Consider the following 12,798-nt stretch of genomic DNA (forward strand, 5'->3'; position numbering starts at 1 on the left):
GTGCGCCATCCTACAGTGGCGGCGCTGGGTCTACCAACGGAAATGTTGCAAAGGAAACCTGGATTGGCTGTGAGCCAGTTCACTTGCGGCGCGGCGGCATTTGCGCGCATCGAAGCCTGAGGCTAGAAATAGCGGCGCAACAATTCTTCGAGATGTCATCTTGAACGCGTCAGCTGCACAACCGCTCACGATCGCCGTCTCGGATAGCACGGTGTCCGCGCTGCTGCTGCGACCGGCGCAGGCCCGTAGCGCCTATGTGTTCGCCCATGGCGCCGGTGCCGGCATGACGCATCCGTCGATGGCCGAGATCGCCGAGGGGTTGGCGGAGCGCGGTATCGCGACCTTGCGTTATCAGTTTCCCTACATGGAGAAGGGCAGCAAGCGGCCCGATCCTCCTGCGGTTGCGCAGGCGACGGTGCGCGCCGCGGTGGCGGAGACCTCACGTCATTGCGGCGACCTGCCGCTGTTCGCCGGCGGAAAATCGTTCGGCGGTCGCATGACCTCGCAGGCGCAGGCGAAAACGCCGCTCGCCGGCGTGCGCGGACTGGCATTTCTCGGCTTCCCTTTGCATCCCGCCGGCACTCCGGCGAGCGAGCGGGCCAAGCATCTCGCCGAGGTCGAGATCCCGATGCTGTTCCTGCAGGGCACGCGCGACGCGCTGGCCGAGCTCGATCTGCTCGAACCCGTCGTGAAGGGGCTCGGCGCGCGCGCGACCTTGCATCTGGTACGGGAGGCCGACCATTCCTTCCATGTTCTCAAGCGTTCCGGCCGCAACGATCGCGAGGTGATGGCCGAGGTGCTCGATGCGTTCGCGGCCTGGGTCGCGAAGCATTCGTGAGCAGGTCGCATCCGTAGCCCGGATGAACGAAGCGACATCCGGGGCCTGCATGCCGGGTGACGCCAGTCCCGGATATCGCTCCGCTCATCCGGGCAACGCGTCAACTGCGAAACAGTGTCGCTCCTCGCAATGACGATGGAGCCGTCACGACGCCGCGCCGCCGTAGATGCGGTCGCGCAGGCGGCGCATGCCGGACAGCCAGCGGTCTCGATTGGTGGCCTTGCGCTGCATGTATTCCTGCACCTGCGGATGCGAGAGAATCAGGAAGCGCTCTTCAACCATCGCCTCGATCACCATCCGCGCGACCTCGCCCGGCTGCAGCACGCCGTCGACGCGCGCCGCGCTCGGGCCCGGCGTGGTCATGCCGGTCTGCACCGATTGCGGACAGAGCACGGAGACGCGGATGCCGCGATCGCCATACTGAATGGCGAGATGCTCGGCGAGCGCGACCGCGGCATTCTTGGTCACGCCGTAAGGCATCGAGTTCAGCGAGGCCAATAACCCCGCGGCCGATGCGGTGTTGATGAGATAGCCGGAGCCGCGCGCGAGCATGCCGGGCACCAGCGCGCGAGCCGCGAACACGTGGCTCATCACATGCACGCGCCAGCTCACATCCCAGTCGGCGTCCGACGCGGTCTCCTGTCCCTTGCGCGACAGCCCGGCATTGGAGAAGAACACGTCGACCGGGCCATACTTGTCCTCGGCCGCGGCGATCAGCGCCTTGATGTCCTCCTCGAGCCCGACATCGGCGGTGACTGCAAGTCCGTCGATATCGCCGGCGACGCTGGCGAGCCGGTCGCGCGAGGTCTTGAGGTCTGCGACCACGACGCCGCGCGCGCCCGCCTCGGCATAGGCCCGCGCCACTGCCTCGCCGATCCCGCTGGCGCCGCCGGTGACGATGCAGACCTTGTCCTTGACTTGCATGGTTCGATATCCCTGCTTGTTGTCGTGGTGTCCGGATTGTCAGCCCTGATACAGCCCCTTGTCACGCGCCTTCTGGATCGCAAGCGCGGCCATCAGGTCGAGCATCGGGGTCGGAATGCCGGCTGCGCGGGCAAACGCCGCCGGTGCGCGGACCAACACGTCGATCTCCATGGCGCGGCCGAGTTCGTAATCCTGCAGGATCGAGGGCTTGTGGTCCGGTGCGGGTCCTGAGCGGGTGACGCGCTTGACTCCGGGAATGTAGTGGGTCGCAACAGCATTGGCCTCGTCAAGCAGCCGCGGGATCACGTCCTGCATGTCGGGATCGTCACGGACGCCGCGCGCGGTCAGCCCGGTCAATAGGCAGAGCACCGACATCGACATGTTGGTGAGCAGCTTCGACCAGATCGTCTCGCGGATTTCCTTGACCTCGGGCGATTCGATCGCGGCGTCATTCAGTGCCGAACGCAGCCCGGCGATGCGTTCGCTCCGGCGATCGTCGCATTCGCCGATCAGCAGGCGATTGCGCTCCGGCGACAGGTTTGCCACCACGCCGGGTGCGACCACCTCGTTGGAGGAGAAGATCACGCCGCCGATGATCCGCTGCTTCGGGATGGCGCCGCGCAGACGCCGGCCGGGATCGAGGAAGCCGAGATCGGAAATCGCGGGATGCTGCGGCGGCAGGCCGAGATCGTACCACCAGGGAATGCCGTTCTGTGCGAACACGAGCGATGTGTCGTGCTGGAGCAGCGGCGGCAGCCCGGTTGCGAGCGCGCCGATGCCGGTCGCCTTCAGCGTGCTGATGACGACGTCCTGCGGCCCCAGATCCGAAGGATCCGCCGATGCCTTCACCTTGGCCGTGATGCTGGCCTCGCCGACCTTCAGCGTCAGCCCGTTGGTCCTGACCGCGTCGAGATGTGCTCCGCGCATCACGCAGGACACATCGTGGCCGGCGTGGGCCAGCCGGACCGCGAAGTGGCTGCCGACGGCGCCTGCGCCGAAAATACAAATACGCATCAGTGGAACTAGTCCTTGCAACGTGTCGCGTCAGTTTCCACAAGCGCAGGGCATCGTGCAACCCGTCATGCGCGTGGCGCGGCCGCGCGCGCCCGAAAGTGATGGATCACGGCAGTGCCTCTCGCCATAGTGCCGGGCAAGAGCAATGCCGAACGAGGGAGAAAATTCATGTCGGCCAGCCCAGTCCTGTGGAGCCTCGATGCGCGCGGGGTCGCGACCGTCACGCTGAACAGGCCCGAGGTCAACAATGCCTATGACGGCGCGCTGATCGCGGGCGTGCTGGCCGCGATCGACGATCTCTCGACCAAGCCGGTGCGCGTCGTCGTGCTGAACGGCAACGGCAAGCATTTCCAGGCTGGCGCCGACCTGAAATGGATCAACGGCGTGCGGCCGAAATCGTCAGAGGAGAACGAGGCGGCGTCGCGCGCCACCTTCGAGGCGGTGCAGCGCCTCAACACGCTGCCGGTCCCGACCGTCGCGCTGGTGCAGGGCGGCTGCTTCGGCGGCGGCACCGGCGTGATCTCGGCCTGCGATATCGTGATCGCGGCCGACAATGCGCTGTTCTCGATCACCGAGGTGCGCTGGGGCCTAACCGCTGCGATCATCATCCCGCAGCTCTGCGACGCGATCGGCGTCCGCCAGGTGCGCCGCTATGCGCTGACTGGCGAACGCTTCGGCGCCGAGGATGCGCGCCGCATCGGCCTCGTGCATGAAGTCGTGCCGCTTGCCGACCTCGAAAGCGCCGGTGCCAGGGTCGTGGAGCAACTGCTCGGCAACGCTCCGGATGCGATGGCCGAGACCAAGAAGCTCGCGATGGAAAGCTCGTTCGGCGGCATGGCCGTCGATGATGCGGCCTACAAGCGTCTGGTCCATCTGCATTCGGCCAAGCGGCAGACCGCCGAGGCGGCCGAAGGGCTTGCGTCCTTTGCCGAGAAGCGTGCGGGCCGTTGGGGCGGCGGCGCGTAAGCCCGCTCAGCAGCCGTTGCAGATGCCGCGCATGCTGCGATAGACCTCTGCGTCGTCGCGGCGCATCTGTTGCAGCGACTCGAACGTTTTGGATTCGTTCGACCGGGCGATCGACGGCTCGGGCTTGCGCCGGGCCGCCAGCTCTTGCTCCTGCCGATGATAGCAAGCCTCGCGCTCCGCCTTGGCCTCGATGAAGCGGCAGGTCTCGATCGCGGCCTCGGGTCCGGCCGGCGATGATGAGACCGAGCGACATTGAGATCAGGAGTTTCAAGCGACGGATCCTTATCCTGTCCTTGTCTCAGGTCGGCATGCGAGGGGCAAGGCCTGCGCCGTGTCACAGCGGCTGCGCCAGCGACGTTTTCAAGGTCTTCAGCAGCGCCTGCACCGCGGCGGCGTCGATGCGGCGCTCGGGAACGGCCGCTTTCACCCATAGTTCCGGGATCGGAAAGTCCACCAGCACCGGCTGCAACGCGCGGTGGCGCAGCGCGTCGGCGACCAGATAATGCGACAGCAGCGCGATGCCGTTGCCGGCGATCGCGCTTTGCGTCAGCACGCGGCCCTCGTTCGAAGAGAGTATCGGCCGCACCTGGACATTGATACGGCCGCGCGGCCCCTCGAACGGCCATTCCGGCCCGGTCGGCAGGAAGCTGAGGCAGCGATGATCGACAAGATCGCGCGGATGTTTCGGCGTGCCGTGCTTCTTCAGATAGGCCGGTGAGGCGCACAGGAGCCGCGGCAGCCGGCACAAAGGCTCGTCGACGACACCGCCGAAGGAGTGCGGGAAGGCGCCGATCGCGATGTCAAAGCCTTCGGTCACCGGATCGACCGGACGGTCGATCATCACGATCTCGAGCTTCACGCTCGAGTTCTGCCGCTGGAAGATGGTGAAGGCATCGGCGAGCCGCGCCACCGTCAGCGAGGTCGGCGCCTTGACGCGCAGATGATCGGAGAGGTCGCGCTGCTTCTCGCCCATCCGCGACAAGAGATCGCCGACATCGGCAACGACGCCGCGGGCGCGATGCACATATTGCAGCCCGGCCTCGGTCAGCCGCAACTGGCGGGTCGAGCGGTGGAACAGCGCGGTGCCGATCCGCTCCTCAAGTTGGGTGACGCGCTTGGCGACGACCGATGTCGCGACGTTGAGCTTGCGCGCCGCGGCGGAGAAGCCACCGGCGTCGGCGGTGGCGAGGAAGGCTTCGAGATTGATCAGCGTATCCATCCGCCTTGCCCGAGCCTTTCTCGATTCGTGAAAGCTGATTACATAATTTGGTGGATTGTACTGCAATCCGCATCAATTCATAGTTGGCCCAATAACTTTGTTCAGGGCGGAAAATGATGCGAGCGAGCACGATCGAAGAACCTGCGCGGCAGATTCCGGTCTATGGCGAATATGACGTGGCGGTGCTCGGCGGCGGACCGGCCGGCATCGCGGCAGCGGTCGGCGCAGCGCGTGCCGGACGGCGGACGCTCCTGATCGAGCGGTACGGATTTCTCGGCGGCATGGGCACCGCGGCGGGCGTGACCAACTTCTGCGGGCTGCACGCCAACATCTTCGGCGAGATGCACCGCGTGGTGCAGGGGATTGCCTCCGACCTGCTCGCGCGGATCGACCGGCTCGGCGGCTTGAATGCGCCGCATCTGATCCTCGGCAAGATTTTTGCGCAGGCCTATGACACCGCGGCCTACAAGATCGCGGCGGACGATCTCCTGGCGCATCACAAGGTCGACCTCCTGTTCCACGCGCTCGGCGCCGGCGTCGTGATGGACGGCACGCACATCCGTGCGCTGATGGTCGAGACCAAGGCCGGCCGTCAGGCGGTGCGCGCCGGCATCTTCATCGATTGCTCCGGTGACGGCGATCTCGCGGTGTGGGCCGGCGCGCCCTATGAGGTCGGTGATAATGCCGGCGGCATGCTCTACCCCTCGATGATGTTCCGCCTCAACGGCATCGATCCGGCGAAGGCCGGTGATGCGTGGCGCACGATCCCGGAGCGGATGGCGCAGGCCGAGGCCGCCGGCACGCACAAATTTCCGCGCAAGTCGGCGATCGTGCGGCCACAGAAATCGCAGATCGAATGGCGGGTGAACTTTACCCAGGTGACGCGCAGCGACGGCGGCGCCATTTCCGGTATCGATCCCGACGACATGACGCGCGGCGAGATCGAAGGCCGCCGCCAGGCTGTCGAAGCATTCAAGTTCCTGCGCACGGTGCCGGGGTTCGAGAATTCCTACATCGTCGATCTGCCGCCGCAGCTCGGCATCCGCGAGACGCGGCGCGTGATCGGCGGCTACATGCTCACAGGCGAGGACGTGCTGGGCTGCGCCTCGTTCGCCGACTCGATCGGCGTCAATGGCTGGCCGATGGAAAAGCACGTACCCGGCGATGTGACCTTCGAGTTTCCGCCGATCCCGGAGAGCCGCGGCTTCAACGAATTGCCGTACCGCATGCTGGTGCCTGACGGTGTCGACAATCTCTTGGTCGCCGGCCGCTGCGCCTCGATGACCCATGAAGGGCAATCGGCGGCGCGCGTCTCCGGTGCCTGCTTCGTGATGGGCGAGGCGGCGGGAACCGCGGCTGCGCTGGCGCTGTCGGGCAATACGATTCCGCGCGACATTTCCGTCGAAAAGTTGCAACAACAGCTCAGCATGCAGGGCGCATTCATCGGCCGCGATCAGGCCGTGCCCGAGGGACTATAAGCGGAGTACTGGGATGAAGGGTTGGGCGCGGCTCGCACTCGCGGGTCTCCTGGTGTGGGCCGCAAGCGGCATCGCGCGGGCCGATGATCTCCTGAAGGCGAAGATCGGCGTGCTGCGGCTGTCGTCCTCGGCGCCGGTGTTCATCGCGCAGGACAAGGGCTATTTCCGCGACGCCGGCCTCGACGTCGAGCTGAAGTTCTTCGACGCCGCGCAGCCGATCGCGGTCGCGACCGCGTCGGGCGACGTCGATTTCGGCGTCACCGCCGTCACCGCAGGCCTCTACAATCTCGCCGGCAAGGGCACGCTGAAGGTGATCGGCGGCATGAGCCGCGAGAAGGCCGGCTATCCCCTGATCGGCTATTTCGCCAGCAACAACGCCTATGCCGCCGGCCTCAAGACGCCGAAGGATCTGGCGGGCAAGCGCGTCGCGGTGACCCAGGTCGGCTCCAGCTTCCACTATTCGCTCGGCCTGCTCGCCGACAAATACGGCTTCAAGCTGTCCGACGTGAAAATCGTGCCGCTACAGTCGCTGTCGAACGCGGCCGCGGCGCTGAAGGGCGAAACCGTCGACGCCGCGCTGCTGCCGGTCTCCACCGCGCGGACATTGATGGATTCCAACGGCGCAAAATTGCTCGGCTGGGTCGGCGACGAGACGCCGTGGCAGCTAGGGGCCATCTTCGCCTCGCCGAAGACGCTGACCAACCCGCAATTGGTGACCCGGCTGCTCACGGCGCTGACCCGTGCCGACCACGAATATCACGACGTGATCCTCACCGCGATCAAGGGCGGCGTGGCGCCGATCAACGACAAGACGAAACCGCTGCTCGAGATCATCGCCAAGTACACCAACCTGCCGGTCGAGCAGGTGGTCGGCAACTGCGCCTATATCGATCCCGACGGCAAGCTCGACGTGAAGAACCTCGACAACCAGATCAAATGGCTGCAGGGGCAGGGTTTTGTCGACAAGGGCTTTGATGCCGATGCGATCATCGCCAAGGATTATGTGAAGGCGGATTGATGGTAGACCGCACACGCCACTCTATCCCCGTCACCCTGAGGAGCCGCGCAGCGGCGTCTCGAAGGGTCGACGGCCCGGATGCAGCTCGGCCGTCGACCCTTCGAGACGCGCGCAAGTGCGCGCTCCTCAGGGTGACGGGTTGGGTTGTGGGGCACTGAATGGACCTGATCGCCGACCATATCAGCCATCGCTTCGGCGCGCTCGACGTGCTCGACGGCGTCTCCTTTACGGTGCGCGCCGGCGAGATCGTCGCGATCGTCGGCCCGTCCGGCTGCGGCAAGAGCACGCTGCTGTCGATCCTCGGCGGCCTGCTGCGGCCAGCTGCGGGTGGCGCCGAGCTGCGCGGCGCGGCGCCGGCCGGCAGCCTCAATCCGCTGACCTTCGTGTTCCAGGATTTTGCCTTGCTGCCGTGGAATACGGTCGAGGAGAATGTCGCGTTTCCGCTGTTGCACACGAGCTTGAGCGCCGGCGAGCGCCGCGCGGTGATCGACGATGCGCTGCGCCGCACGGGCTTGACGGATTTCCGCGCAGCCTATCCGAAGCAGCTGTCCGGCGGCATGCGCCAGCGCGTCGGTATCGCACGTGCGCTCGCGGTGCGTCCCGCGATCCTGTTGATGGACGAGCCGCTGTCGGCGCTGGATTCGCAGACCCGCGAGCTCCTGATGGAGGATTTCGTGCGCCTGCTGGCTGACGGCGCGATGGGCGCGGTCTATGTCACGCATAATCTCGAGGAGGCGGTGCGGCTCGCCGATCGCGTCGTCGTGCTGTCGCGCCGCCCCGGGCGGATCAGGGAGATCGTGACCATCCCGATGACGCGTGCCGAGCGTGGCACGGCGGACGCACGCGGACCGATGGCTGCGCTGCAAAGTGAGCTGTGGTCGCTGATCCGCAAAGAAGCGATCGATGCCGAGCGCGAGGTCCAGCATGCTTGATCGTGCGCCGCAGGACGCCAAAGACCAATCGGCGGAAGCGACGCGGCCGGTCGCGTTTCGCGGCGCCGGCTTCACCCCGAGCGGCAGCCGCCACGCCGGCTGGATCGCGCTCGCGCTTGTCATCGCAGTCTGGCAACTCGCGGGCAGCGCAGGCTGGGTCAACCCGCTGTTCCTGCCGGCGCCGTCGGCGATCGCGGTCGCGATCACTAAGCTCGCGATGTCGGGTGCGCTATGGCAGCATCTCTCGTGGTCGATCATGCGGATCGGCGCCGGCTGGATCATCGGCACGGCCGCCGGAATCATCGTCGGATTCGCGATCGGGCTGTCGACCATGGCGCGGGGCGTCGGCATCACCTTCATCTCGGCGCTGTTCCCGATCCCGAAGATCGCGCTGCTGCCGCTGCTGATCCTGTGGCTCGGGATCGGCGAGGAGCCGAAGATCGCGACCATTGCGCTCGGGGTGTTCTTCTCGACCGCGATCTCGGTCTATAGCGGCGTCGATGCGGTGCCCCGCAACCTGATCCGGATGGCGCAGAGCTTCAACGTGCCGTTCCACGCCATCGTGCGCCGGGTGATCTGGCCGGGCGCGCTGCCGTCGATCCTCGCCGGCTTCCGCATCACCGCGTCGGTCGCGCTGTTGCTCGTCGTCAGCGCCGAGATGATCGGCGCGCAATACGGCATCGGCGCGTTCGTGCTGCAGGCCGGCAATCTGATGCAGACCGATCAGCTGCTCGCCGGCGTCGTGATCCTGTCGCTGTTCGGGCTTGTGGTCGGCAAGCTGATCAATCTGCTGGAGACGCGGCTGCTGCACTGGCGGTGAGACGCGTCGCTCGCCACAAATTGCGCGGTCGTCCCGGCTTTCGCCGGGACGACGATTACGCATTCCTGGCTACGCGTTCCCCCTGTCCTCGCGGAACAGATCCAGCTTCTGCTGCACCGGACGGTCCGAGAACGAGAACAGCACGGCATCGGCGTCGGCCTCGTGGGTGACCCAGTGCCAGCTCGGCACCACGAACAAATCGCGCGGGCCCCATTCGAAGGTCTGGTCGCCGACCCGGGTGCGGCCCTTGCCTTCGATCGCGGCAAACACGGTCGCATCAGTGGAGCGATAGCGTGCGGTCTTGAAACCCTTCGGCAGCAGCTGGATGAAGGTGCCGATGGTCGGCATCGCGAAATCGCCGGTCTCGGGGTTGGAGAATTTCAACTTGAGGCCGTGGCAGGCGTCCCACTCGTCGCTGACCTTGGCCTTCTCCAGCGCCTCGCGGGTGTATTCATAGGGATAGTTGAAGATCGGCGAGGTCTTCGAGGTCCGCTTCTGGTCGATCGGCAGCAGATTGTGGCCGTAGCGCGCGAAGCTCGCACCCGCCGGCTTGGAGATTGACTGCTGATCTTCCTTGGCGCCTTCGGCAAACGAACAGTCGAAGAACTGCACCATCGGGATGTCGAGCCCGTCGAGCCAGAACATCGGCTCGTTGGTTTCGTTGGAATGGTCGTGCCATGTCATCGACGGCGTGATGACGAAGTCGCCCGGCGACATCGCGGTACGCTCGCCATCGACCGCGGTGAAGGCGCCCTTGCCCTCGAGCACGAAGCGCAGCGCCGATTGCGCGTGGCGATGCGCAGGGGCGATGTCGCCCGGCACCACCATCTGCACGCCGGCGAACAGCGAGGTCGTGATCCTGGACTGGCCGCGCAGGCCGGGATTTTCCAGCACCAGCACGCGACGCTCGGCTTCCTTGGCCGTGATCAGCTTGCCGGCCTCGTTCATGTAGTCGCGGATCTGGTCGAACTTCCACAGATGCGGGCGGCAGGCGCTTTTCGGCTCCGGCGTGATCAGATCGTTCATCACGTTCCACAGCGCCGAGAGGTTCTGGCCGTCGATCTTCTTGTAGAATGCCTCGCGCTCCGGGGTCTTCTGCACGGCTTCCATGGCAAGCCTCCCATCGTTCTTGTTTGGTGCAATTTAATTGACAGTATACTGACAATATGGCTAGCGTCAATCAACGAGACCAATGACGAAAATGCAAGGGAGGTTCCGATGAAGCTGCATGGCTATTTCCGGAGCAGCGCGTCCTACCGGGTCCGGATCGCCCTTAATCTGAAGGGGCTGACGCCGGAGCACCTGCCGCATCATCTGCGCAAGGGCGAGCAATGCGCGCCGGCCTATCTCGCGATCAATCCGCAGGGGCTGGTGCCGACGCTGGAGAGCGATGCCGGCGCGATCCTCACCCAGTCGCTCGCGATCATCGAATGGCTCGACGAGACCAATCCCGCTCCGCCGCTGCTGCCGAAGGATCCGCTGCGCCGCGCCAAGGTGCGGGCGTTCGCGCAGGCGATCGCCTGCGACACTCACCCGGTGCAGAATTTGAAGGTGCTGGCGCGGCTGCGTCAGCTCGGCCTGCCGGACGAACAGGTGACGGAATGGGCGGCCTGGGCCAACCGCGAGGGCTTGTCGGCCTGCGAGACCCTGATCGCCGACGAGGCCGGGCCGTTCTGCTTCGGCGATCAGCCGACCCTTGCCGATCTCTGCCTGGTGCCGCAGCTCGCCAATGCGCGGCGCTTCGGCGTCGATGTCTCGGCCTATCCGCGCCTGCTCAAGGCGGAGGCCGCGGCAAAGCAGGTCAAGGCGTTCGCCGACGCCGCGCCGGACAAGCAGCCCGATGCCGAATAGCAAGCCGACGCCCGTTACCATGGACGCGGTCTATACCGCGCCCGGCTATCTGTTCCGGCGGATGCAGCAGATCGCGGTCGCGCTGTTCATCGAGGAGTGCAGGGCGTTCGACCTGACGCCGGTGCAATACGCCGCCCTGGTCACGATCTCGACCCATCCCGGCATCGACGCCACAAGGCTCTCCGCCGTGATCGCATTCGACCGCTCCACGCTCGGCAATGTGATCGAGCGGCTGCAGGCCAAGGACTTCATCGTCCGCAAGCCGGCGGCGGAGGACAAACGCGTCAAGCTGCTCTATCTTACCAAGGCAGGTGCCGCGGTGCTGAGCGAGATCATGCCCTCGGTCGACAAGGCGCAGGCGCGGATGTTGCAGCCGCTGAAACCGGCCGACCGCAAGACGCTCCTCTCGCTTTTGACCCAACTTGTCGATCTCAACAACGAGGCATCGCGGGTGCCGCTGCGCGCCGAGGATGCGCTCGAACATCTCGGGAGGTCAGGCTGATGGCGGAGACGAGACCGGTCCTGATCGCGGGCGGTGGCATCGGCGGCCTCGCCGTGGCGCTGGGCCTCGCGCAAAAGGGTATCCGTTCGATCCTGCTGGAAAAGGCTGCCGCGCTCGGCGAGATCGGCGCCGGCATCCAGCTTGGGCCGAACGCGTTCCACGCCTTCGACTATCTCGGCGTCGGCGAGGCCGCGCGCAACATGGCTGTTTATATCGACAAGCTGCGGCTGATGGATGCGCTGACCGCCGACGAGATCACCCACATCGACCTCGGCGATGCCTTTCGCGCCCGGTTCGGCAATCCCTATGCCGTGGTGCATCGCGGCGATCTGCACGGCGTGTTCCTGCGCGCCTGCCAGAGCCACGAGCTGATCGAGCTGCGCGTATCCAGCGAGGTGACAGGCTACGAGCAGGACGGCTCGTCCGTGGCCGCCAAACTTGCGGGTGGCGAGCGCATCGACGGACGCCTCCTGATCGGCGCCGACGGCCTGTGGTCGAACATCCGCAAGCAGGTGACATCAGATGGCCCGCCGCGCGTCTCCGGCCACACCACCTATCGCTCCGTGATTCCGACCGAGCGGATGCCGGAGGATCTGCGCTGGAATGCAGCGACGCTGTGGGCCGGACCGAAATGCCACATCGTGCATTACCCGCTGTCGGGCTGGAAGGTGTTCAACCTCGTCGTCACCTATCACAACAACGCGCCGGAGCCGGTTGCGGGCAAGCCGGTCTCCGAGGAAGAGGTGATGAGGGGCTTTACCCACGTCCACGAGCGCGCGCAGAACATCATCCGCCACGGCACCAACTGGAAGCTCTGGGTGCTGTGCGACCGCGATCCCGACGAGCGCTGGGTCGACGGCCGCGTGGTGCTGCTCGGCGACGCCGCGCATCCGATGATGCAATATTTCGCGCAGGGCGCCTGCCAGGCGATGGAGGACGCGGTCTGCCTGTCGCACATGCTGGCCAATCACGACGATCAGGCCGCTGCGCTGGAGGCCTACAGCGCCCAGCGCTTCCCCCGCACCGCGCGGGTGCAACTGATGTCCCGCGCGATCGGCGAGCACGTCTACCATCCTGCCGGCGAGCACGCCCGCATCCGCAACGCGATCATGAGCGCGAAGTCGCAGGATGAATGGTGCAACGATATCGCGTGGCTCTATGGCGGCACGGGGCTGCAGGCCTGATCCTGTCGTGTGAATGGATGCGGAGAGAGCACCCGCGCGGCACCCCTCTCCC

General features: G+C 65.9%; 13 protein-coding genes. 9 read left to right on the forward strand and 4 right to left on the reverse strand.

Annotated elements, in window-relative coordinates; all coding sequences use genetic code 11:
• The first annotated feature begins 160 nt into the window (after positions 1-160).
• Entirely contained in the window at positions 161-838 is a 678-nt protein-coding gene (locus BI327_RS25950; RefSeq protein WP_076864096.1) for an alpha/beta hydrolase family protein, read from the forward strand.
• Positions 839-982: 144 nt separating this feature from the next.
• On the opposite strand, the gene BI327_RS25955 is transcribed toward BI327_RS25950, so the two are convergent.
• Both BI327_RS25955 and BI327_RS25960 read right to left on the reverse strand, forming a co-directional pair.
• Positions 983-1,762 (reverse strand): SDR family oxidoreductase, encoded by a 780-nt coding sequence (locus BI327_RS25955; protein WP_076864097.1) that lies wholly within the window; start codon positions 1,760-1,762, stop codon positions 983-985.
• A 39-nt stretch (positions 1,763-1,801) separates the two neighbouring features.
• The gene (locus tag BI327_RS25960) at positions 1,802-2,776 is read right to left on the reverse strand and encodes a ketopantoate reductase family protein (protein ID WP_076864098.1); all 975 of its coding nucleotides are present in this window, start codon (positions 2,774-2,776) and stop codon (positions 1,802-1,804) included.
• Positions 2,777-2,944: 168 nt separating this feature from the next.
• Between BI327_RS25960 and BI327_RS25965 the strand changes: the two genes are divergently transcribed.
• Entirely contained in the window at positions 2,945-3,742 is a 798-nt protein-coding gene (locus BI327_RS25965; protein WP_076864099.1) for an enoyl-CoA hydratase-related protein, read from the forward strand.
• 334 nt (positions 3,743-4,076) lie between these two features.
• Here the strand turns inward: BI327_RS25965 and BI327_RS25975 are convergent, their stop codons facing one another.
• Complete coding sequence (locus tag BI327_RS25975; protein WP_076864100.1) at positions 4,077-4,961, reverse strand: LysR family transcriptional regulator; 885 nt, start codon at positions 4,959-4,961, stop codon at positions 4,077-4,079.
• A gap of 116 nt (positions 4,962-5,077) precedes the next feature.
• Here BI327_RS25975 and BI327_RS25980 point away from each other — a divergent pair, with 116 nt between their 5' ends.
• From BI327_RS25980 to BI327_RS25995, 4 genes are all read left to right on the forward strand, one after another.
• Positions 5,078-6,439 (forward strand): FAD-dependent oxidoreductase, encoded by a 1,362-nt coding sequence (locus BI327_RS25980; RefSeq protein ID WP_076864101.1) that lies wholly within the window; start codon positions 5,078-5,080, stop codon positions 6,437-6,439.
• Positions 6,440-6,452: 13 nt separating this feature from the next.
• On the forward strand, positions 6,453-7,457 hold the full coding sequence (locus tag BI327_RS25985) for an ABC transporter substrate-binding protein (RefSeq protein ID WP_076864102.1): 1,005 nt from the start codon (positions 6,453-6,455) through the stop codon (positions 7,455-7,457).
• A 158-nt stretch (positions 7,458-7,615) separates the two neighbouring features.
• Entirely contained in the window at positions 7,616-8,389 is a 774-nt protein-coding gene (locus BI327_RS25990) for an ABC transporter ATP-binding protein (RefSeq protein WP_076864103.1), read from the forward strand.
• The gene (locus tag BI327_RS25995; RefSeq protein WP_076864104.1) at positions 8,382-9,209 is read left to right on the forward strand and encodes an ABC transporter permease; all 828 of its coding nucleotides are present in this window, start codon (positions 8,382-8,384) and stop codon (positions 9,207-9,209) included. Before BI327_RS25990 ends, BI327_RS25995 begins: the two co-directional genes overlap by 8 nt.
• 69 nt (positions 9,210-9,278) lie before the next feature.
• Here the strand turns inward: BI327_RS25995 and gtdA are convergent, their stop codons facing one another.
• On the reverse strand, positions 9,279-10,319 hold the full coding sequence (gtdA, locus tag BI327_RS26000) for a gentisate 1,2-dioxygenase (protein WP_076864105.1): 1,041 nt from the start codon (positions 10,317-10,319) through the stop codon (positions 9,279-9,281).
• Between the two features lie 108 nt (positions 10,320-10,427).
• Here gtdA and maiA point away from each other — a divergent pair, with 108 nt between their 5' ends.
• Genes maiA through BI327_RS26015 form a run of 3 tightly spaced genes read left to right on the forward strand, consistent with a single transcriptional unit; the run spans position 10,428 to position 12,746 of the window.
• On the forward strand, positions 10,428-11,060 hold the full coding sequence (maiA, locus tag BI327_RS26005; RefSeq protein WP_076864106.1) for a maleylacetoacetate isomerase: 633 nt from the start codon (positions 10,428-10,430) through the stop codon (positions 11,058-11,060).
• Entirely contained in the window at positions 11,050-11,562 is a 513-nt protein-coding gene (locus BI327_RS26010; protein ID WP_076864107.1) for a MarR family winged helix-turn-helix transcriptional regulator, read from the forward strand. The genes maiA and BI327_RS26010 overlap by 11 nt, the downstream gene beginning before the upstream one ends.
• Positions 11,562-12,746: a 3-hydroxybenzoate 6-monooxygenase gene (locus BI327_RS26015; RefSeq protein WP_076864108.1), complete on the forward strand. Its 1,185-nt coding sequence runs from the start codon at positions 11,562-11,564 to the stop codon at positions 12,744-12,746. The genes BI327_RS26010 and BI327_RS26015 overlap by 1 nt, the downstream gene beginning before the upstream one ends.
• The last annotated feature ends 52 nt before the right edge of the window (positions 12,747-12,798 follow it).

It is taken from the genome of Bradyrhizobium mercantei (assembly GCF_001982635.1).
Classification (GTDB): domain Bacteria; phylum Pseudomonadota; class Alphaproteobacteria; order Rhizobiales; family Xanthobacteraceae; genus Bradyrhizobium; species Bradyrhizobium mercantei.

What these genes read in the sequence shown, in the direction of transcription:
- BI327_RS25955 (WP_076864097.1), bottom strand. Translation starts at nt 1,762, where the DNA reads ATGCAAGTCAAGGACAAGGTCTGCATCGTCACCGGCGGCGCCAGCGGG.
- BI327_RS25960 (WP_076864098.1), bottom strand. Translation starts at nt 2,776, where the DNA reads ATGCGTATTTGTATTTTCGGCGCAGGCGCCGTCGGCAGCCACTTCGCG.
- BI327_RS25965 (WP_076864099.1), top strand. Translation starts at nt 2,945, where the DNA reads ATGTCGGCCAGCCCAGTCCTGTGGAGCCTCGATGCGCGCGGGGTCGCG.
- BI327_RS25975 (WP_076864100.1), bottom strand. Translation starts at nt 4,961, where the DNA reads ATGGATACGCTGATCAATCTCGAAGCCTTCCTCGCCACCGCCGACGCC.
- BI327_RS25980 (WP_076864101.1), top strand. Translation starts at nt 5,078, where the DNA reads ATGCGAGCGAGCACGATCGAAGAACCTGCGCGGCAGATTCCGGTCTAT.
- BI327_RS25985 (WP_076864102.1), top strand. Translation starts at nt 6,453, where the DNA reads ATGAAGGGTTGGGCGCGGCTCGCACTCGCGGGTCTCCTGGTGTGGGCC.
- BI327_RS25990 (WP_076864103.1), top strand. Translation starts at nt 7,616, where the DNA reads ATGGACCTGATCGCCGACCATATCAGCCATCGCTTCGGCGCGCTCGAC.
- BI327_RS25995 (WP_076864104.1), top strand. Translation starts at nt 8,382, where the DNA reads ATGCTTGATCGTGCGCCGCAGGACGCCAAAGACCAATCGGCGGAAGCG.
- gtdA (WP_076864105.1), bottom strand. Translation starts at nt 10,319, where the DNA reads ATGGAAGCCGTGCAGAAGACCCCGGAGCGCGAGGCATTCTACAAGAAG.
- maiA (WP_076864106.1), top strand. Translation starts at nt 10,428, where the DNA reads ATGAAGCTGCATGGCTATTTCCGGAGCAGCGCGTCCTACCGGGTCCGG.
- BI327_RS26010 (WP_076864107.1), top strand. Translation starts at nt 11,050, where the DNA reads ATGCCGAATAGCAAGCCGACGCCCGTTACCATGGACGCGGTCTATACC.
- BI327_RS26015 (WP_076864108.1), top strand. Translation starts at nt 11,562, where the DNA reads ATGGCGGAGACGAGACCGGTCCTGATCGCGGGCGGTGGCATCGGCGGC.